Source organism: Nocardiopsis alborubida (genome assembly GCF_012396365.1).
GTDB classification, from domain to species: Bacteria; Actinomycetota; Actinomycetes; order Streptosporangiales; family Streptosporangiaceae; genus Nocardiopsis; species Nocardiopsis alborubida.
Window position 1 is genome coordinate 68,425 of sequence record NZ_JAAXPG010000024.1, and the last position, 18,141, is coordinate 86,565.

General features: G+C 73.4%; 19 protein-coding genes. 7 read left to right on the forward strand and 12 right to left on the reverse strand.

All coding sequences use genetic code 11. The annotated features are described in order from the left end of the window. Positions 1 to 131: 131 nt before the first annotated feature. Positions 132 to 914, forward strand: a complete 783-nt coding sequence (locus tag HGB44_RS22945) for a DUF2071 domain-containing protein (protein WP_061079227.1) — start codon at positions 132 to 134, stop codon at positions 912 to 914. 222 nt (positions 915 to 1,136) lie between these two features. Here HGB44_RS22945 and HGB44_RS22950 read toward each other — a convergent pair whose 3' ends face one another. The 9 genes from HGB44_RS22950 to HGB44_RS22990 form a co-directional block, all read right to left on the reverse strand. Further along, positions 1,137 to 3,230, reverse strand: a complete 2,094-nt coding sequence (locus HGB44_RS22950) for a xanthine dehydrogenase family protein molybdopterin-binding subunit (RefSeq protein ID WP_061079228.1) — start codon at positions 3,228 to 3,230, stop codon at positions 1,137 to 1,139. Continuing rightward, a complete protein-coding gene (locus tag HGB44_RS22955; protein WP_061079229.1) occupies positions 3,227 to 4,219 on the reverse strand; it encodes an FAD binding domain-containing protein in 993 nt (330 codons plus the stop codon). The genes HGB44_RS22950 and HGB44_RS22955 overlap by 4 nt, the downstream gene beginning before the upstream one ends. Next, a complete protein-coding gene (locus tag HGB44_RS22960; protein WP_061079230.1) occupies positions 4,216 to 4,719 on the reverse strand; it encodes a 2Fe-2S iron-sulfur cluster-binding protein in 504 nt (167 codons plus the stop codon). The genes HGB44_RS22955 and HGB44_RS22960 overlap by 4 nt, the downstream gene beginning before the upstream one ends. A 413-nt stretch (positions 4,720 to 5,132) precedes the next feature. Beyond that, positions 5,133 to 5,693: a TIGR03086 family metal-binding protein gene (locus HGB44_RS22965; protein ID WP_061079231.1), complete on the reverse strand. Its 561-nt coding sequence runs from the start codon at positions 5,691 to 5,693 to the stop codon at positions 5,133 to 5,135. A gap of 149 nt (positions 5,694 to 5,842) precedes the next feature. Continuing rightward, positions 5,843 to 6,235 (reverse strand): VOC family protein, encoded by a 393-nt coding sequence (locus HGB44_RS22970; RefSeq protein WP_061079232.1) that lies wholly within the window; start codon positions 6,233 to 6,235, stop codon positions 5,843 to 5,845. Then, entirely contained in the window at positions 6,232 to 6,543 is a 312-nt protein-coding gene (locus HGB44_RS22975) for an ArsR/SmtB family transcription factor (RefSeq protein WP_061079233.1), read from the reverse strand. Before HGB44_RS22975 ends, HGB44_RS22970 begins: the two co-directional genes overlap by 4 nt. A 137-nt stretch (positions 6,544 to 6,680) precedes the next feature. After that, positions 6,681 to 7,316 (reverse strand): maleylpyruvate isomerase family mycothiol-dependent enzyme, encoded by a 636-nt coding sequence (locus HGB44_RS22980; protein ID WP_061079234.1) that lies wholly within the window; start codon positions 7,314 to 7,316, stop codon positions 6,681 to 6,683. A 289-nt stretch (positions 7,317 to 7,605) separates the two neighbouring features. Then, the gene (locus HGB44_RS22985; protein WP_231972308.1) at positions 7,606 to 8,493 is read right to left on the reverse strand and encodes an alpha/beta fold hydrolase; all 888 of its coding nucleotides are present in this window, start codon (positions 8,491 to 8,493) and stop codon (positions 7,606 to 7,608) included. Positions 8,494 to 8,570: 77 nt separating this feature from the next. After that, positions 8,571 to 9,125 (reverse strand): hypothetical protein, encoded by a 555-nt coding sequence (locus HGB44_RS22990; protein WP_061079235.1) that lies wholly within the window; start codon positions 9,123 to 9,125, stop codon positions 8,571 to 8,573. 847 nt (positions 9,126 to 9,972) lie between these two features. On the opposite strand from HGB44_RS22990, the gene HGB44_RS22995 reads away from it, so the two are divergent. The 3 genes from HGB44_RS22995 (at position 9,973) to HGB44_RS23005 (ending at position 11,689) form a co-directional block, all read left to right on the forward strand. Continuing rightward, the gene (locus tag HGB44_RS22995) at positions 9,973 to 10,677 is read left to right on the forward strand and encodes an HAD family hydrolase (RefSeq protein ID WP_061079236.1); all 705 of its coding nucleotides are present in this window, start codon (positions 9,973 to 9,975) and stop codon (positions 10,675 to 10,677) included. 104 nt (positions 10,678 to 10,781) lie between these two features. Beyond that, on the forward strand, positions 10,782 to 11,207 hold the full coding sequence (locus HGB44_RS23000; protein ID WP_061079237.1) for a helix-turn-helix domain-containing protein: 426 nt from the start codon (positions 10,782 to 10,784) through the stop codon (positions 11,205 to 11,207). A 5-nt stretch (positions 11,208 to 11,212) separates the two neighbouring features. Continuing rightward, on the forward strand, positions 11,213 to 11,689 hold the full coding sequence (locus tag HGB44_RS23005; protein ID WP_061079238.1) for a VOC family protein: 477 nt from the start codon (positions 11,213 to 11,215) through the stop codon (positions 11,687 to 11,689). Between the two features lie 75 nt (positions 11,690 to 11,764). On the opposite strand, the gene HGB44_RS23010 is transcribed toward HGB44_RS23005, so the two are convergent. The 3 genes from HGB44_RS23010 to HGB44_RS23020 are packed head-to-tail and all read right to left on the reverse strand — an operon-like array spanning position 11,765 to position 14,666. Next, positions 11,765 to 12,634 (reverse strand): citryl-CoA lyase, encoded by an 870-nt coding sequence (locus HGB44_RS23010; RefSeq protein ID WP_061079239.1) that lies wholly within the window; start codon positions 12,632 to 12,634, stop codon positions 11,765 to 11,767. Next, complete coding sequence (locus tag HGB44_RS23015; RefSeq protein ID WP_061079240.1) at positions 12,631 to 13,875, reverse strand: CaiB/BaiF CoA transferase family protein; 1,245 nt, start codon at positions 13,873 to 13,875, stop codon at positions 12,631 to 12,633. Before HGB44_RS23015 ends, HGB44_RS23010 begins: the two co-directional genes overlap by 4 nt. After that, positions 13,872 to 14,666, reverse strand: coding sequence for an IclR family transcriptional regulator (locus HGB44_RS23020; RefSeq protein ID WP_061079241.1), 795 nt, complete (start codon positions 14,664 to 14,666; stop codon positions 13,872 to 13,874). The genes HGB44_RS23015 and HGB44_RS23020 overlap by 4 nt, the downstream gene beginning before the upstream one ends. Positions 14,667 to 14,971: 305 nt before the next feature. On the opposite strand from HGB44_RS23020, the gene HGB44_RS23025 reads away from it, so the two are divergent. The 3 genes from HGB44_RS23025 to HGB44_RS23035 are packed head-to-tail and all read left to right on the forward strand — an operon-like array spanning position 14,972 to position 18,129. Beyond that, positions 14,972 to 15,961, forward strand: a complete 990-nt coding sequence (locus HGB44_RS23025; protein WP_061079242.1) for a Bug family tripartite tricarboxylate transporter substrate binding protein — start codon at positions 14,972 to 14,974, stop codon at positions 15,959 to 15,961. Further along, a complete protein-coding gene (locus HGB44_RS23030; protein ID WP_061079243.1) occupies positions 15,958 to 16,572 on the forward strand; it encodes a tripartite tricarboxylate transporter TctB family protein in 615 nt (204 codons plus the stop codon). The genes HGB44_RS23025 and HGB44_RS23030 overlap by 4 nt, the downstream gene beginning before the upstream one ends. Beyond that, the gene (locus HGB44_RS23035; RefSeq protein ID WP_061079244.1) at positions 16,573 to 18,129 is read left to right on the forward strand and encodes a tripartite tricarboxylate transporter permease; all 1,557 of its coding nucleotides are present in this window, start codon (positions 16,573 to 16,575) and stop codon (positions 18,127 to 18,129) included. Positions 18,130 to 18,141: the final 12 nt, after the last annotated feature.

An 18,141-nucleotide genomic window follows, 5' to 3' on the forward strand; every position in this document is an offset into this window, starting at 1 on the left:
GGCGCCTCGGCCCCGACGGCGGTCGAAGGGCCGCGGCCCACGTGCGGGTCCGCGTCCCGGCCCGGACGGCGCGGGCGTAGGCTCTGCCACGACACGGGCGCGGTCCGCGCCCCGGAGGAGCGGGAGGTCCGGTGCGGGAGCAGCCAACACGCGCGGACCGGCGGCCGCTGCCGCCCCTGGACCCGCCGCCCCTGCCGGGGCCCGCGCCGCTGTACCAGGGCTGGTACGACGTCCTCTTCGCGCACTGGGCCGTCCCACCCGAACGGGTGGCGCCGCTGCTGCCCGAGCACACCCGGCCCGACGTGCTGGACGGGACCACCTACGTCGGGCTCGTGGCCTTCCGCGTTCCCTTCACCACGGCCGCCGGGATCCCCGTGGGCGGGTTCGGCGAGGTCAACGTGCGCCTGTACTCCGTGGACGGGTACGGCCGCCGGGGCGTGGTCTTCCTGTCCATGGACGCCGACTCCGCGCACAACGTCCTGGCCGCCAGGGCTGTGGCGGGCGTGCCGTACATGTGGTCGGACGTGTCCCTGCGCGCGGGAGGCGGCGGCGTGCGCGCGGGCGCGGTGCGCCGCCGCCTCCCGCCGGGCGGGGCCCGGGGGCGGTGGCGGACGACCGTAGGCGAGCGGGTGGAGCGCGAGTCCCCGCTGGAGCGGTTCGTGACCGCGCGCTGGGGCCTGCACACCCGGCACGCGGGGCGCACGTGGTGGATCCGGGTGGCCCACCCGCGCTGGCCGCTGTTTCGCGCGCACTCCTGGGCCTATGAGGGCGACCTGCTCCGGGCGGCGGGTGTGCGCGTCGACGACCCCGAGCCGGTGTCGGTGCTGTGGTCGCCCGGCGTGGACACCGGCGTGTGCCCCTCGCTGCTGCCCGCTCCCCGGCCGGGGCCACCCCTCCTGCAGCGAGGGCTCTGACCTGCGATGATCGTGTACTTATAGCGGGTTTGGACCGTCGAGACCCGCCATAGGTACGAGATCACGGCGGAGGGGGCGGGCCGGTGAACCCTCGCGGTCACCGCGCTGTCGGCGGGTCCGCCGCGGACGGGCTCCCCCGTGAGCTGCGCCTCCCGCCCCTGTCAACGGGTCCCGCGGCGCCCCGGTCGTGGTGCGCCCGCGCGGACGCACCACGACCGGCCGTCACCGCAGGAGCTTGTCCGCCGTGACCGGCAGGTCCCGCACCCTGGTCCCCGTGGCGTGGTGGACGGCGTTGGCCACCGCCGCGGCGGTGCCCACGATGCCGATCTCACCCGCGCCCCGCGACCCCATGGGGGTGGCTCGGGGGTCCTCCTCGTCCAGCCACTCCGCCCGCAGGTCTCCCACGTCGGCGTTGGTGGGTATGTGGTACTCGGCGAAGTCGCCGTTGGCGATGTGGCCGTACCGCGGATCCCGGAAGCTCTCCTCGTGCAGCGCCATCGACAGGCCCATGACCATCCCGCCGAGGAACTGCGAGCGCGCTGTTCTCGGGTTGACCACCCGGCCGATGGAGAACAGGCCGTACATGCGCGGCACCCGGACCTCACCCGTGTCCGCGTTCACCCGTGCCTCGACGAAGTGCGCACCGAAGGAGTAGACCGAGTACGACTCGTCGACGGTGTCCTCCGCCGCGCTGGCGCTGGCCTCCGCGCCCGGTGCCGGGGAGTCCCCGTGCCGGTCGCGGAAGGCCCGGGCGGCGGCCACGACGGCCGTCCCCCAGGAACTGGTCCCGCTGGAGCCGCCCGCGACGGAGGCCGACGGGAAGGCGGTGTCGCCGATGCGCAGCCGGATGTCGGAGGCGGGCAGGCCCAGCGCGTCGGCGGCGATCTGGGTGAGCGCGGTCCAGGCCCCGGTGCCGATGTCCACCGCGCCGATGGACACCTCGTAACGGCCGTCCTCGCCGTAGCGGACGTGGGCCACCGACCCGGGGTTGAACAGGTGCGGGTAGCTCGCCGAGGCCACGCCGGTGCCCACCAGCCAGTCCCCCTCCCGGCGGACTCCGGGCCGGGGGTCGCGCCCGTGCCAGCCGAAGCGCTCCGCGCCCTCGCGCAGGCACCGGACCAGGCGCCGGTCCGACCACGGGGAGCCGCTCTGCGGGTCGGTCTCGGGCTCGTTGCGCACGCGCAGCTCGATCGGGTCGACGCCGCAGGCCTGGGCGAGTTCGTCCATGGCGGCCTCGGCCGCGTACGCTCCCGGGCACTCGCCGGGGGCGCGCATCCAGAAGTTGACCGGCACGTCCAGGGGCGCGATCCGGTGGGTGGTGCGGCGGTTCGGAGCGGCGTACATCCACCGTGAGCACATCGCGCTGTTCTCGGTGAACTCCTTGATGGCGGCGGTCTGTTCCACGGAGTCGTGGATGATCGCGGACAGGCGCCCGTCGCGGTCGGCGCCCAGGCGCAGCCGCTGGATGGTGGGCGTGCGGTAGCCCACCAGGCAGAACATCTGCTGGCGGGTCAGCGCGAACTTGACCGGCCGCCCGGGCAGGGCGCGGGCGGCCATCGCGGCCAGGACGTCGTGCGCGTGCGCCTCACCCTTGGAGCCGAAGCCGCCGCCGACGTGGGGCGCGACCACCCGGACCCGTTCGGGGTCGAGCCCGAACACCCCGGCCACGGAGGCGCGGACCACGTGCACGCCCTGGGTGGAGTCGTAGAGGGTGAGGTCGCCGGTGGCCTCCTCCCACAGGGCCGTGGTGGTGTGCGGCTCCATGGGGTTGTTGTGCTCGGTGGGCGTGCTGTAGGTCTGGTCGACCACGACCTCTGCGGCGGCCAGGGCCGCGTCGGGGTCGCCCTGCTCGGTGTCGGACGCGGGCCCCTCGTCGTCCTCGCCCACGGGCCGGTAGAGGCCCTGGTGGTCGGCGGTGAGCACCACGTCGTGCGCGGAGCGCTCGTAGTCCACCCGCACGAGTCCGGCCGCCTGGCGGGCGGTCTCGGGGGTGTCGGCCACGACCGCGGCGACGAACTGGCCGTGGAAGGACACCTCGTGCGACTGCAGGACCGCGAACTCGCGGTCCTCGGTGTCGGCGAGGCGTTCGGCGTTGTCCGGGGTCAGGACGGCGTGTACTCCGGCCAGCGCCCGGGCGACGGAGGTGTCGACCGCGGTGACGCGCCCGCGCGCGACGGTGGACAGCACCGGGTGCAGGTACAGGGGGTCGGCGAGCGGGTGCTCGTAGGCGTAGGGCGCCCGTCCGGTGACCTTGTCGGCGCCCTCCAGGCGGGTCAGCGGCTGGCCCATGGCCCGCGGATCCAGCGTCCCGGTCATCGTGCCTCCTCGGCGGTCAGGTCGCGCAGGGTCGCTGCGAGGGCGTTGACGGCCATGGGGACCTTGAAGGCGTTGTCCGGGCCGGTGGCGGCGTCGGCGAGTTCGCTCCGGGCGGCCTCACGGAAGGCCTCCTCGGTGGCCGGTCCCCCGCGCAGCGCCTCCTCGGCTCGGCCGGCGCGCCAGGGCGCGTGCGCCAGGCCGCCGAAGGCCACGCGCACGTCCTCGACGGTGCCGTCCACCACGCGCAGCGCCGCGGCCACCGACACCAGGGCGAAGGCGTAGGAGGCGCGGTCGCGCACCTTGCGGTAGGCCGAGCGGGCGGCCAGGGGCAGGTGGGGCAGGTCGACGGCGGTGATGAGGTCGCCGTGCTCCAGGACGGTGTCGCGCTGGGGCCGGTCCCCTGGAAGGCGGTGCAGGCCGGGCATGTCCACGGTGCGCTCCCCGCCGGGGCCCAGCACGTGGACCCGGGCGCCCAGGGCGGTCAGGGCGACCGCCATGTCGGAGGGGTGGGTGGCCACGCAGTGCTCGGAGGTGCCCAGGACGGCGTTGTAGCGGCCGTAGCCCTCGATCGCGGAGCAGCCCGTGCCGGGTTCGCGCTTGTTGCAGGGCATGGCGGTGTTCTGGAAGTACACGCACCGGGTGCGCTGGAGGAGGTTGCCGCCCGTGGTGGCGGCGTTGCGCAGCTGGCCGGAGGCGCCCGCCAGCAGGGCCTGGGAGAGGACGGGGTAGCTCCGGCGCACCCCGGGGTGGGCGGCCAGGTCGCTGTTGGGCACGGCGGCGCCCACGCGCAGGCCGCCGTCGGGCAGTTCCTCGATCCGGTGGCTGAGCAGGTCTCGCACGTCCACGAGGGAGGTGGGCTCGGCGATGCCGAGCTTCATGTGGTCGACCAGGTTGGTGCCCCCGCCGATGTAGGAGGCCCCGGGGTCGCCCGCGACGGCGGTGACGGCCGCGGCGGCCTCGGCGGGACGGGTGTAGTGGAAGGGTTTCACCGGGCGGCCTCCCGGATCGCGGCGACGATGTTGACGTAGGCGCCGCAGCGGCACAGGTTGCCGCTCATGCGCTCGCGGATCTCGTCGTCGTCGAGGCTGACCGGCGCGTCGAGGTCCTCGGTGACGTGGCTGGGCCAGTCGGCGGCGGCCTCCTCCAGCATGCCCACGGCCGAGCAGACCTGGCCGGGCGTGCAGTAGCCGCACTGGAAGCCGTCGTGCTCGACGAAGGCGCGGGCGACGGGGTGCAGCCGCCCCTCCCCGGCGAGACCGGCGGCGGTGGTGACACTGGCGCCGTCGTGCGCGACCGCGAAGGTCAGGCAGGACACGACGCGGCGGCCCTCCAGCAGGACCGTGCAGGCCCCGCACTGGCCGTGGTCGCAGCCCTTCTTGGGCGAGGTGACGCCCAGCCGGTCGCGCAGCGCGTCCAGCAGGGTGGTGCGTGTGTCGACGGTGAGCTCGCGTTTCTCCCCGTCGACGTGCAGTGTGATCGTGGCCTCCACCGGCAGTGCCCTTCCTCGTGTGTGGGTCGGTGTCCTGCGTGCCGCCGTCCACGCGGCCCGCCCGGCGCACCGCGCCAGGGACTCGTCACAGTCTGTGACAGTGGCGGGGCTCCCGGAAGCCGACACGGCGCGGGGCCGGGAAGCGGCGTCCGGGGAGCCGCCACTCAGGCGCGTAACCCCGAGGGGAACGGCTAAACACCCGGTGCCCGCGCGTGCGGGACGGGTCAGCCGTCCTCGACGGGGGTCAGGCCGAGCGGCCGGTCCGACGCCCGCGGGTGCGGACGGCCGGGCGGGGAGAACGGGCCGGGCGGGAGGGCGGTTTCAGCCCGGCGGAGCGGCCCCGGCCGGATGCGGAACCCGGCCGTGGGCGGAACCAGGCCGGGTGCGGATCCGGCCGGGGGGCGCGCAAAGGGTCAGGGGGTCCTGCCTGTGCGGGCGATCAGGCGGTCCTGCGGGCTCGCGTCGGGCCCGACCCCGACGGGTGCGCCGAACATCGGTCCCGGGCCGAGGTCCTGGTCGCTGAGCCAGGCGTGGACCTCCTTGACCAGGTCGGGGTCGAGGCGTTCGTCGGTGCCCAGGGCGCGTGCCAGGTCCCAGGCGTGCACCGTCAGGTCGAAGGTCATCTGCCACAGGTAGAGTTCGGCGGGCGCGTCACCGAAGGACAGGTGCACCGTACTCTCCAGGGAGGACGGCGCCAGCCATGCGGTGCGGGCCTCGCGGGAGGCGACCTCCCAGGTGGTGATGGGCTCCTCGCCCAGGTTGTCGCCGTCGAGGCGGTCGCCGACCTCATCGATCCGCGCGCCGTCCAGCAGGAGCGGCGTCCACAGCTGTTCGGTGGTCAGGTGGTTGACCAGGTCGTGCACGTCCCAGTCGGCGCACGGCGTGGGCAGCGCCCAGTCCGTCAGCTTGACCTCGCGGACCCGCCGGTCGAACTCCCCCATCGCGGTGCCGTGCAGTTCGGTCAGGTGTGCCATGAGTGTCCCCCGGGACGTAAGTAGCGGTTCTGCGCCGGTCCCCTACCCGTGCCGTCGGGGGGGCGAATCCGCCCGCGGGGGCGTCCGGCCGCGGGCGGAGGCCGGGGTCCGGTCGCCGCCGCGGCCGGGTCCCGCACCCGGGTGAGCGCCTACCGCGGCTCGGACGCGATCTGGACCAGGTTGCCGCAGGTGTCGTCGAGGACGGCGGTGGTGACCGGGCCCATCTCCAGAGGTTCCTGGGTGAAGCGGACGCCGAGGCCGCGCAGGCGCTGGTACTCCGCCCGCACGTCGTCGACGGCGAACTGGGCGAGCGGGATGCCGTCCTTGACGAGGGCGTCGCGGTAGGGCCCGACGGCCGGGTGTCCGGCGGGTTCGAGGAGGAGTTCGGTGCCGTCGGGGTCGTCGGGCGAGACGACGGTCAGCCACCGGGCGCTGCCGCCCACCGGGACGTCGTGCTTCTTCACGAAGCCGAGGATCTCGGTGTAGAAGTGCTCGGCCTTGGCCTGGTCGTCGACGAAGATGCTGGTCAGGTGGATCTTCACGGGTTGCTCTCCTCCGGTCCGGACGTGTCCGGCGCAAGCCATCGCTCGGCGATCCGCCGCAGCGGGGCCGTGTTGAGGTCGTGGAACTTGTAGCGGCCCTCGCGCCTGGTCTCGACGAGCCCGGCGGCCTCCAGCACGGCGAGGTGCTGGGAGACCGCCTGGCGCGAGATGCCGAGCTGGTGCTTCACGGCCAGCCGCGAGCAGATCTCGAACAGTGTCTGGCCGGACTTCTCCGTGAGTTCGTCGAGGATGGTTCGACGGGTCGGGTCGGCCAGGGCCTTGAAGAGGTCGTCTGCCACGACCACCATGATAGGCAAGCATCCACTTGCATGTCGAGCCGGGCGCGCCGTGTCCCGGATCGGTCCGCGCGGAGGCGGCGTCCGCGGAACAGGCCACCGGGGCCGACCTCACCTCACCGCCGGTCCGGCCCACCGGGCGGGGCGCGTCAGCCCTCCACGCGTTCGCGCAGGATCTCCACACCGTCGCCGGTGAGCTCGTCCAGGTGCGCGGAGCGTCCGGTCATCGCCATGATCAGGGCGAGCGTGCCACCGCGAACGAGCGGTCCGGTGCCGGAGGAGAACGGGCCGTCGGTGGCCTGGAGCCCCAACCCCTGGATCCGGCTCCTGGCGACGACGACCTGGTCCGAACCCCGGTAGTAGTCCGCCACGCGGGTCAGCGCGGCGATCGGACGGTCGCTGACGATGCCCAGGGGACGCCGGACGTCCTCTCCGTGGACGATCACCTCCCCCAGGATGGCGGGCTTGGGCAGGGGCGGCGAGGTCGTGCTCTCCACGATCCCCCGGAAGCGTGCGAGGGTATCGGCGCCGGAGGTCCCCATCTGCTCCGCCAGGCGCATCGCGACCTGGGCGTCGAAGTCGAACCGGCAGCGGACGACCCCGGCCAGCCACCGAAGGCCGTTGAGGGACGCCGACGACGTCAGGTGCGCGAGTACCTCGCGCACGGTCAGGCCCTCGCACAGCGACGGCGTCGCCCACTGCTCCCCGGTCAGCCCGGACAGGTCGTCGGCCAGCGCCGCCCGCTCCCCGTGGATCAGCGGCCACAGGTCCGCGCGGCCGCTCATCGGCGGTCTCCCCGGCGCGGGCGGGGTGTCGGTGACGTCATCGGGCCCTCCTCGGGGCGGGCTCTCGCCGTGTTCCTGCGATGGCGGGCGGACGCCGGGATTATGGCCCGGGCCTGCGACAGTTCCGCGCCCCGTCGCCCACGGGCGCGCGGTGCTCGCGCCGCCCGCATCGCCGGGTCAGGCATCGGCTTCGTGAACGCGCACACCTTCGGGCACGCGCGCGGCTTCACTGAGAACGTCGCCCGGCACACGCGTACCTTCCGCCCAGGCAGGGCAGTGAACCGATCCTCTACCCGTCGGCGACAGCCTTCCCGAGGAGCAACGTGAGGATCGACCCGGCATGTGTCCACAGGAGGGCACCGCCAGCCTCCGGAACGACATGGTGACGGGCGCCGGGCATACGGGCGGCGAGCCGTACACCGCCGTCGGGCGAGTGGCCGGTGTCCCGCCCGCCGTACCAGATGTCGACCGGGACGGTGATCGCGTCGAGGGAGAACGGCCACCGCCCCATCGCCAGGACCGTGTCGCGAGCGTAACCAGCAGCACCTTGAGCAAATGCCTCGGTCAGGGCCCTGCGGTAGCCAGCCGCGAAATCGGGATCCTGGTACACGGCAAGGTCGCACTCCGGGCTCCCGGTCATGACCATGTCCCACATCGCGTCCGCGGTGAAGCCCGCGAAGAACTCCTCGGCGCCGACCGGATCACGAGCGGTCCATTCGACGAGACCGCGCAGGTCCGCGTCCAGAACAGGAGCGAACTCCGGCGCGGCGACCTCGTCGGCGCCGGAGACGAGCGCCAGCGCCGAGGCGATTCCCTCCGCGGCACAGGCGAGGGCGAACGGCGCACCTTGGGAATTGCCGACCACGAACGGCCGCCCCAACCCCCGCTGCGCGCAGAGTTGACGTACATCCCCAGCGAAGTCGGAAAAGGTCCGCCCAGGTGCGGGCGTCGAGGCGCCAAGGCCCGGACGATCCACGGAGACAAGCCGCACTCCAAGGGCCTCGACGACACCCGCACCGAACCCGAGCCGTCGACTGGTGGCCGCCCCCGGACACAACAGGACCGGCACTCCGTCCAACGGCCCCCACTCGGCCCAGCCGAGCAACCGCCCATCAGGGAGAGCGCTCTCGCCCAGCCGGACAGGAACATCGATGTATCCAGCCATGATCAGCAGCATGGCCGCGGCCAGGCCCTCCCGCAACTGAGATTCACCTTGCCCCCGAACGGGGCGGAGCGACCACGGCGCGAGGAGCCTCACTCACCTCGCGCCTCTTCCTCCGCGTAGGGCCTGAAGAGCACGTCGCGTTCCGTCCACGACTCGTCGAGCAGCTCACTGCGCACCCCGCCCCGGACGATTCCCAGAAGAAGGTCGGTGGTGAGCAGGTCGTACCTCTCCCACACGTCGCCGTTGCGGTCCGAGACCCGGATCGGGTACGAACCGGCCGCCGACTCGGGTGAGGCCTGCCAGTAGAGCGTGACCCCCGTGCCCGTCGAGGCCCAGGGCAGCAGCCTGGAACCAGGGGTGAGGTCGTCCGGCGGCCCCACGACCTCGTCCTCGAACAGGTCCCGGAGCTGTTCGGACTCCAGGTCCGACCGTTCGAGGTCGACGTGCCTGAGACCGGGGCCGGGCGCGGGAACGCAGAGCCTCACATAACCCAGCCAGAGTCCGCCGCCCCCCGCGTCGAGGAGCTCGCGGTAGTCCTGCGGCACGGACGCCCCGATCCGGTGCCCGACCCGCTCCCAGTCGAACCGGCCGGACAGCGGTGCGAGACGCGCCGTTTCGATCAGCCGCTGAACACTGGTCGTCATGCGGGCGCCTTCCTCGGGGTCGCTGGGAATCCGTCCGGGAGCGTGTGAGCCCTCCGGAGGTTCAAGGATCCCTTTGGCCTGCCCTGACCCTCCGGGGAGACACGCCGACGGGCTTCCCCTGCGAGGTCACTCCGGAAGCCCGATCGGGTGAAGACGCATCAATATCACACTCCGGGGTAGCGCAACAGACAGAGACAAGGAACGTGCTCCGTTCGTCATCATCCGCCTGGCGGTGGGCTGACCGACCGGGACACGGGACCGACAGACGAGGAGGAAACCGCCATGAGGAACCCCCTGAGGACGGCGAAGAACCAGCTGATGCGGCGCACGGGGCTGGCCCGCCCGGCACCGGGCAGGCACCCGCGTGCGGGTGGTCGAACGGGCGGACGCAGCAGCGACCCCCTGGCGATGGCCCGGCGGTTCGCCCGGTCCGCGGGCCGGTCCGGGGGCGGAAGCCCGCTGGGGCGCGGCGGTCCGGATCCGCTACGGGGTCCGGCGCGCCGAACTCCTCCTGGTCGACGGAGCAGCCCCGGCGGGCAGGCCCTGCGGTGGATCAACTCCCTGACCAGGAAGCGCAGGCCCCGCATCTGACCCTGGCAGCGGACCGGTCCGGCGCTACATCCGCCGGGCTCGGGAGACACCGGTTTCGGACACCACAGCGTGACACCACGACACGACACCGCGGGGCGGGCCTCCAGGGGCCCGCCCCGCGGCCGTGCCGCCCCGACCGCGGCAGCCATCCGGGCTCACCCCTTCCCGGCACCCGCGCGTCCAGCCGATAATCGCCGTGGCAGCCGAAGGAGCGCGGCCGCACCACGAACAGTGACGCAGCAGGGAGCCGACCCGCGTGATCTCCGACTTCTCCGCCATCCGTGCGATCTCCTTCGACGGGGACGAAACGCTGTGGGACTTCCGCACCGCCATGCGCCGGGCTCTCGACGACGCCGTCGCCCTCCTCGACGGCAGGGGCCTGGCGCACGAGGCGGGGAGGGTGTCGGCCGACTGGCTGGCGGCGCTGCGCGACGAGGTCGCCCGCGAACCCGGTTTCGCTCGCGCCGCGATGGAGGAGATCCGCTTCGAGTCCTTCGTCCGCGCCGTGCGGCGCTGCGGCAGCGATGACCCCGCTCTCGTCACGGAGGTCCATGACAGGTACATGGCCACCCGGTTCGGCGCGATGGCCCTCTACGCCGAAACCGCCGACGTGCTGGAGGAGCTGCGCACCCGCTACCCGTGCGTCCTGGTCACCAACGGCAACAGCGATCCCGAACGACTGGGTGTCGGCGGCTGCTTCGCCCACCGCGTGGTCGCGGCCGAATGCGGACTGCGCAAACCCGATCCGCGCATCTACTCCCACACGGCCGAACTCCTCGGTCTGCCGACCGCGTCCGTCCTCCACGTCGGAGACCATCCCGAGGAGGACGTCGTCGCCGCCGCCCGCGCGGGCATGCGCACGGTCCACGTCAACCGCACCGGCAGGCCCCTGCCACCCGGGGTGCGGGCCGACGCCGAGATCACCGCCCTGACCGGTCTCGTGAAGCTGCTCCCCCGGTGACGCGCACGGGCGCACCGGCGGTCCGCCCGGACGGCACCGCCTCCCCGGTATCACCGGTGGGAGCGGTCCCCTTCCCTGTCCGAGACCGCGCCTAGGCTGGGTCCATGACCCCGAACGAGGACCGCAACCGGCGGCTGCTGCGGGCGCGCGACGCCATGGACCGCCGTTTCGCAGAGCCCCTGGACGTCCCGGGGCTGGCACGGGTGGCGCTGATGTCCCCCGCGCACTTCTCCCGCTCCTTCCGCGCGGTCTTCGGCGAGACCCCGCACCGCTACCTCCAGCGCCGCAGGATCGAGCGGGCGATGGCGCTGCTGCGCGAGAGCGACCGGAGCGTCACCGACATCGCCCTCGCGGTCGGGTTCGACAGCCTCGGCACCTTCAGCCGCACGTTCCTGGCCGTGGTGGGCTCCCCGCCCTCGCGTTACCGCAGGCAGGCCCCACCGGCGGCCGGAACGGTGTGCTTCGTCAAGGCGTGGACGAGACCGAGCAGTTTCGGAGAAGCGCGCGGCGGCCGCACGTCCGTAACGTAGACCGCATGTTCGACAACATCTCCATCACCGCCGTCCACGTCCTCGACCAGGAGGAGGCACTCGACTTCTACGTCGGCAAGCTCGGCTTCCAGGTCAGCAACGACGTCGACATGGGCTTCATGCGCTGGCTCACCGTCGCGCTGCCCGAGGACCCCGACCGCCACCTGCTGCTGGAGGTCCCCGGCCCGCCCTCGCTCAGCGAGGAGACCGCGGCCCAGGTGCGCGACCTGCTGACCAAGGGAGCGCTGGGCGTGGCCTGCATCCTCAACACGAGCGACTGCCGGGCCACCTACGACACCCTCAGGGCCCGGGGCGTGGAGTTCACCCAGGACGTGGTGGAACAGCCCTACGGAACCGACTGCGCGCTGCGCGACCCGTTCGGCAACCACATCCGGATCACCCAGCCCGCCGAGCGGGTCGGCGAGATCACGGACGCGGACCGGAAGCGGTGGGGGCGCGGGGCCGAGGCCGACCAGCGGTAGCGGACACCTGGCGGTGGAGCGGGCACCGGACCGGACGGAGGTACCGGTGCCCGCCGTTCAGGGGGGACCCGCGGGTCAGTCCCGGCCGGAGTCCGGCGAGGACCGCGGGTCGTCGGCGGCCAGGTGGCGGGTCGCGGGGCCGGTGTAGCCCGCCAGCACCGACCTCGGGAGGGGGCCCTTGATGCGCGCTCCGCTCTGGCGCTCCTCCCAGGCGTGGGCGAGGATGCCCACGGAGCGGGAGAGGACGAACAGCCCCCGGGCCAGCTCCGAGGGGAAGCCCAGCGAGGCGTAGACGACCGCGGTGGCGGCGTCGATGTTCATCGGCACGGGGCGTCCGCGCCCCTTGGCCAGCGCCTCCTCCAACGCCAGGGCGGCCTCCAGCGGGCCCGCGGGGACGAGCCCGTCCTCGACCGCCTCACGGACCAGGCCCAGGAGCGGGTCGCGGCGCGGGTCGCGCGGGTGGAAGCGGTGGCCGAAGCCGGGCACGTACGCGCCGCGGCCGCGGTACTCGGCGACCACCTCCTCGGCCACCCGCGTCACCGGGGTCCCGTCGGCGCCGCGCTCGGCCATCTCCTCCAGGAGGGCGACGCACTGCTGGCCCGCGCCGCCGTGCACGTCCCCGAGCAGGTTGACGCCGGTGGCGACGGCGTTGTTGAGGCCCACCCCGCAGCTGGCGGCCATACGGGCGGCGGCGATGGAGGGCGCCTGGGGGCCGTGGTCCACGGCCGCGACCAGGGCGGCCTCCAGCAGGCGGGAGCGGCGCGGGTCGGGCAGTTCGCCGCGCAGCATGAGCCAGACCGTGTCCACGAACGAGACCCGGCCGATCAGCTCCTGCACCGGGTAGCCGCCCGGTTCGATCTCGCCGGGGGCGATCCGGATCAGCCCGGTCCGCCACCAGCGGCCGATCTCCTCATGGGTCATGGACGGCGCTTCCGACGCGCTCATACGGCCCCCTCCTCGCGCAGTTCGTCGATCTCCCGGTCGCTGAAGCCCGTCTCGCGCAGCACCTGCCCGGTGTGCTCGCCCAGCAGGGGCGGCGCCGTGCGGGGGCCCAGGGGCGCGCCGTCCACGCGGACGCCGCTGCCGAGCACGCGCAGCTCGCGCTCCTCCCCGCCGGGGAAGGGCAGCGTGTGCACCAGACCGCGGTGGGCCACCTGGTCCAGTTCCAACGCCTGGGCCACGGTCAGCACGCGGGCGGCGGGCACCCCGGCCCGGGCGAGCTCGCGCTCCCACTCCAGGGCGGACCGGGTGCCCAGGTGCTCCTCCAGGGCCTCCCGGAGGGCCTCGCGGTGGGTCTTGCGGTCCTCGCGCTGGGCGAAGCGGGGGTCGCGCGCCAGTTCGGGCGCGCCCACGACCGCGCACAGCGCCTCGAACTGCTCCTGCTTGTTGGCGGCGATGTTGAGCGCGCCGTCGGCGGTGCTGAAGGTGCCCGAGGGGGCCGCCGTGGCGTTCTCGTTGCCGATGGGGACCGGCTCGACGCCCGCGGACAGGTAGTTGGACACCCCCCAGCCCATCGCGGTGATCGCGGTCTCCAGCATGGACACGTCCACGCTGCTCCCCTGACCGGTGCGCTCTCTTTTGACCAGGGCGGTGCTGATCGCGAAGGCGGCGGCGAGACCGCCCAGGACGTCGGCGATGGGGAAGCCCGCGCGCAGCGGGCCGGTGCCGGGCGTGCCGGTGGTGCTCATCATCCCCGACAGGCCCTGGATGATCTGGTCGTAGGCCGGGCGCCCGCTCAGCGGGCCGTCGGAGCCGAACCCGGACACCGCGCAGTAGACCAGGCCGGGGTTGATCGCGCTCAGGTCCTTCCAGCCGAAGCCCAGGCGCTCCAGCACGCCCGGCCGGAAGTTCTCCAGCAGCACGTCGGACCGGCGCACCAGGCGGGTCATGGCCTCCTTGCCGCCGGGGGTCTTCAGGTCCAGGGTCAGGGAGCGCTTGCCCGCGTTCTGCGCCAGGAACGACGCGCCCAGGCCGCGGCCGTTCAGCTCCGCGGAGGCGCCGAGCTGGCGCGCCAGGTCCCCGGAGCCGGGAACCTCGACCTTGACCACGTCGGCGCCCATGAGCGCCAGCTGGTACCCCGCGTAGGGTCCGGCCAGGACGTTGGTCATGTCCAGGACGCGCACCCCCGCGAGCGGAAGGCCCCTCTCCCCGGACCCGGCGTCGTTGCCGTTGTCGTTGTCGGTCATCGTCTCTCCCCCGTTCCGGGCCCCGCGGTCCCTCCCGAGGGGTCGAGCCCGATGTCGGTGATGCGGCGGGCGGCGTCGACCACCGCGGAGGTGAAGCCCTCCACGGCGGCGTCGGTGAAGCGGGCGGTGGGGCCGCCCACGGCCAGCGCGGCGACCGGCGCCCCGCCGACGGGGCCGTAGACGGGCGCGGCCACGCCGGAGGCGCCCCGCTCGCGCTCGCCGTGGCTGACGGCGAACCCCCGGACGCGGGCCAGTTCCACCTCCTCGCGCAGGCGGCTGACGTGCCCGGGTCCGTGGGGGGAGGCGGCGGCCACGCGCAGCAGCAGGGACTCCCCCGCCCCGATGAGCAGCACCTTGCTGGCGCCCCCGCCCCACAGGACCATCTCGTCGCCGACGTTGACGACGTGGCGCAGCCGCTGGGGGCCCTCCTCCTTGGCCACGCACACGCGGGTGGCGTCGGCGCGCACGTAGAGGTTGACGGTCTCGGCGGTGTCGGCGACGAGTTCGCGCATGACGGACCGGACGGCCTCGGGCACCTGCCAGACGGCGTGGGCCAGGCGCGACCAGCGCAGGAGGCTGGGGCCGACCCCGACCCGGCCGTCGGGCGCCGTCCACAGCAGTCCGCGCTGCTCCAGGGTCGCGACCAGCCGCAGGACCGTGGTCTTGGCCAGGCCGGTGCGCTCCACCAGCTCCCGTGTGGAGTAGCGCTGGTTCCTCTCGTCGAACAGGTCGAGCAGGTCCAGGGCGCGCGCGACGCTGCGCACGGTGCCGCCGGAGTCGCCGTCAGGCATCTCTCACCTTCCGTTTGGTCCATCAGGTGGTTCATTAAGACCATCAAGTGGAATCGCGCCGTCAGCGTAGCGCACCCCCTCGGCGCGCGGCCAGCCCCTCCCCGAAGAGCACCTCCGCCAGCGGCACCCGGACTGGCCTGGGCGGAAGCGAGGACCAGCATGGGACTGTGCGTCGCAACACACTCGTTAACAAAAGGTTTCGAATCGCCATTGACAGTGATCACGAGGGCTCGCATGATTTCCCAGACCACGAAACGGTCCCGTTGTACCACCTGGTGGACCAGCGGGCCGAGAGGGAGTGAAGGATGAACAGACAGCGGATCCTCCGTGCGTCGGGGGCCGTGGCCACCGTGCTCCTGGTGGGCGCCGCCGCGACGAACGCCGCGCTGTCCGACACGAGCGCGTCGGAGGCCCGCGCCAGGATCGACATCGTCGTCCCCGCCGACCCCGGCGGCGGCTGGGACCTGGTGGCGCGCGAGGCGCAGCACTCCCTGCGCGTGAACGACATCGTCGACAACACCCAGGTCCTCAACCTCCCCGGCGCGGGAGGGACCATCGGCCTGGCGCAGACGGTGCGCCGCGAGGGCAGCGCCACGACGCTGATGACCACGGGCACCGTCATGATCGGCGGCATCATCGTCAACGACTCGGCCCAGACCCTGGAGGACGTGGTGCCCATCGCCCGCGTCGCCGACGACTACGAGGTCTTCGTGGTCCCCGCCGACTCCCCGCTGGAGGACATGGGCGACCTCGTCGAGGCCTGGCAGGACGATCCGGGCGCGGTCGCGGTCGGCGGCGGCTCCCTGGGCGGCACCGACCACCTCCTGGCGGGGCTGGCCGCCCAGTCGCAGGGCGTCGAACCCCAGGCCGTCAACTACATCCCCTTCGCGGGCGGCGCGCAGGCGCTCACCTCGCTGCTCTCGGGCAGCCTCGACGTCGGTGTCTCGGGCTACAACGAGTTCAGCGACCAGGTGGAGGCGGGCAACATCCGCGTCCTGGGGGTCTCGGCCCACGAGCGCGTCGAGGGCATCGACGCCCCGACCCTGCCCGAGCAGGGCGTGGACGCGGTGCTGCCCAACTGGCGCGGGTTCATGGCCCCGCCCGGCATCACCGAGGCCGAGCGGGCGGAGCTCACCGCGATCGTGGAGGAGATGGTGCGCACCGACGAGTGGCGCGACACCCTCCAGCGCAACCGCTGGGACGACACCTTCCAGAGCGGCCCCGAGTTCGAGGAGTTCCTCGCGGCCGAGATCGAACGCATCACCGACGTCACCGAGGACTTGGGACTCTCTTGAGCCAGCACAGCACAACACCCACCGCCCCGGGCGGGCCCGGCGCGGAGCCGCGGGAGGAGCGGCGCACCTGGTGGAGGGGGCGCAGCGAGATCCTCGTCGGCCTGCTCACCATCGGCATCGGCGCGTTCGTGGGCGTGCAGACGCTCACCATGCACGTGCCCGACAACTCGGCCTCCCCCGGCCCCCAGCTCTTCCCCGCGATCGTCGCGACGTTGATGCTCGTCCTCGGAGCGGCCCTGATCGTCCAGGTGGCCCTGCGCCCGGCCGTGTCCGAAGAGGAGGGGGACGACCCCTCCGACGGCGCCGCGGGCGTGGTCGGCGACCTAGTCGAGGGGCGCGGCCCGGCCGCGGGCGCCCCCGCGACCCACAGCGACTGGCGCGCCGTGGGCACCGTGCTCGGCGCGGTGGTGCTCTTCGCCCTGCTGTTGCAGCCGGTGGGCTGGCTGCTGTCCGGCGCGCTGCTGTTCTTCGGCGTGACCTGGGCCTTCGGCGGCAGGCGCCCGCTGTTCGAGGCCGCCGTCGCGCTGGCCTACTCGTCCGTGGTCCAGCTCGCCTTCGTCGGCGGGCTCGGCCTCAACCTGCCCGCCGGGATCCTGGGAGGGGTGCTGTAAGTGGAGACCCTGAGCCTGCTCGGCGGCGGTTTCGCCGCCGCCCTCTCCCCCGAGAACCTGCTGTGGGCGTTCGTGGGCGTCCTGCTGGGCACCGCCGTGGGCGTGCTGCCCGGCCTGGGCTCGGCCATGGCCGTGGCCCTGCTGCTGCCCGTCACCTTCAAGCTGGACCCCACCGGGGCCTTCATCATGTTCACCGCCGTGTACTACGGCGGCCTCTTCGGTGACTCGACCACGTCGATCCTGATGAACACGCCCGGCAACAGCTCCGCGATCGCCACCGCGATCGAGGGGCACAGGATGGCGCTCAGGGGCCGGGCCTCCCAGGCCCTGGCCACGTCGGCGATCGGCGCGTTCACCGGTGCGGTGGTGGCCACGACGGTCGTCGCCTTCTTCTCGAACGTCATCATCGACATCGCCCTGCGCTTCGGCCCGGCCGAGTACCTGGCACTGGCGATCCTGGCCTTCGTCGCCACCTCGGCGGTGGTGGCCCAGTCCATGGTGCGCGGGCTCATCGCGCTCTCCATCGGCCTGGCCATCGCGATGGTGGGCATCGACGCCCAGAGCGGCGCGGCGCGCTTCACCCTGGGCGTCCCCTCCCTGTTCGAGGGGATCAGCGTGATCACGGTGACCGTGGGCCTGCTGGCGCTGGGCGAGGTGCTGCACGTGGTCTCGCGCGAGTCCCGGGGCGCGGGCGCGGGCAACAAGCTCATCGCCACCACCGGCACCCCCTGGCTGAGCAGGCGCGACCTGCGCCGCGCCGTGCCCGCGTGGATCCGGGGGCTGGGCTTCGGCCTGCCCTTCGGCGCGATCCCGGCGGGCGGCTCGGAGATCCCGACCTTCCTGGCCTACGGCACCGAGCGCAAGCTCTCCCAGCTCAGGGCCCGCCGGGGCAAGCGGCCCGACGAGTTCGGCGACGGCGCCATCGAGGGCGTGGCCGCGCCCGAGTCGGCCGCCAGCGCCACCGCCGGAACCGCGATGGGCGCGCTGCTGGGTCTGGGCCTGCCCACGTCGGCCACGGCCGCGATCATGCTGGCCGCCTTCCAGCAGTACGGGATGCAGCCGGGTCCGCTGCTGTTCGAGCGCAACGCCGATCTGGTGTGGGCGCTGCTGGCCAGCCTGTTCGTCGGCAGCGTCATGCTGCTCATCCTCAACCTGCCCTTCGCGCCGCTGTGGGCCAAGCTGCTGCTGATCCCGCGCCGCTACCTGTACGCGGGCATCACCGGTTTCGCGGCGCTGGGCGTGTACGCCGCGTCCTACTCCGTCACCGACCTGTGGCTGCTGATAGCCCTGGGGCTGCTCGGGTTCATGATGCGGCGGTACGAGATCCCGGTGGCGCCGGTGCTCATCGCGGTCATCCTCGGGCCGCTGGCCGAGACGGAGCTGCGCCGGGCCCTGGCCATCGGCCAGGGCGACGTGGGCGTGCTCTTCGCGGGGCCGATCACGATCGGGATCTACACGGTCCTCGTGGCCGCCGTGGCCCTGGTCGCCTTCCTGCGGATCCGCGCCCGCGCGCGTTCGCGCGAGGCACGGCGCGAGGAGACCGTCGACGCGGGGTGAGCGTCACGTGCG

Bases quoted from the DNA above. Each gene is read 5' to 3' on its own strand.
- HGB44_RS22950 (WP_061079228.1), bottom strand. From the start codon at position 3,230: ATGACCGGGACGCTGGATCCGCGGGCCATGGGCCAGCCGCTGACCCGC.
- HGB44_RS22965 (WP_061079231.1), bottom strand. From the start codon at position 5,693: ATGGCACACCTGACCGAACTGCACGGCACCGCGATGGGGGAGTTCGAC.
- HGB44_RS22975 (WP_061079233.1), bottom strand. From the start codon at position 6,543: ATGGTGGTCGTGGCAGACGACCTCTTCAAGGCCCTGGCCGACCCGACC.
- HGB44_RS22980 (WP_061079234.1), bottom strand. From the start codon at position 7,316: ATGAGCGGCCGCGCGGACCTGTGGCCGCTGATCCACGGGGAGCGGGCG.
- HGB44_RS22985 (WP_231972308.1), bottom strand. From the start codon at position 8,493: ATGCTGCTGATCATGGCTGGATACATCGATGTTCCTGTCCGGCTGGGC.
- HGB44_RS22990 (WP_061079235.1), bottom strand. From the start codon at position 9,125: ATGACGACCAGTGTTCAGCGGCTGATCGAAACGGCGCGTCTCGCACCG.
- HGB44_RS23000 (WP_061079237.1), top strand. From the start codon at position 10,782: ATGACCCCGAACGAGGACCGCAACCGGCGGCTGCTGCGGGCGCGCGAC.
- HGB44_RS23005 (WP_061079238.1), top strand. From the start codon at position 11,213: ATGTTCGACAACATCTCCATCACCGCCGTCCACGTCCTCGACCAGGAG.
- HGB44_RS23010 (WP_061079239.1), bottom strand. From the start codon at position 12,634: ATGAGCGCGTCGGAAGCGCCGTCCATGACCCATGAGGAGATCGGCCGC.
- HGB44_RS23015 (WP_061079240.1), bottom strand. From the start codon at position 13,875: ATGACCGACAACGACAACGGCAACGACGCCGGGTCCGGGGAGAGGGGC.
- HGB44_RS23020 (WP_061079241.1), bottom strand. From the start codon at position 14,666: ATGCCTGACGGCGACTCCGGCGGCACCGTGCGCAGCGTCGCGCGCGCC.
- HGB44_RS23025 (WP_061079242.1), top strand. From the start codon at position 14,972: ATGAACAGACAGCGGATCCTCCGTGCGTCGGGGGCCGTGGCCACCGTG.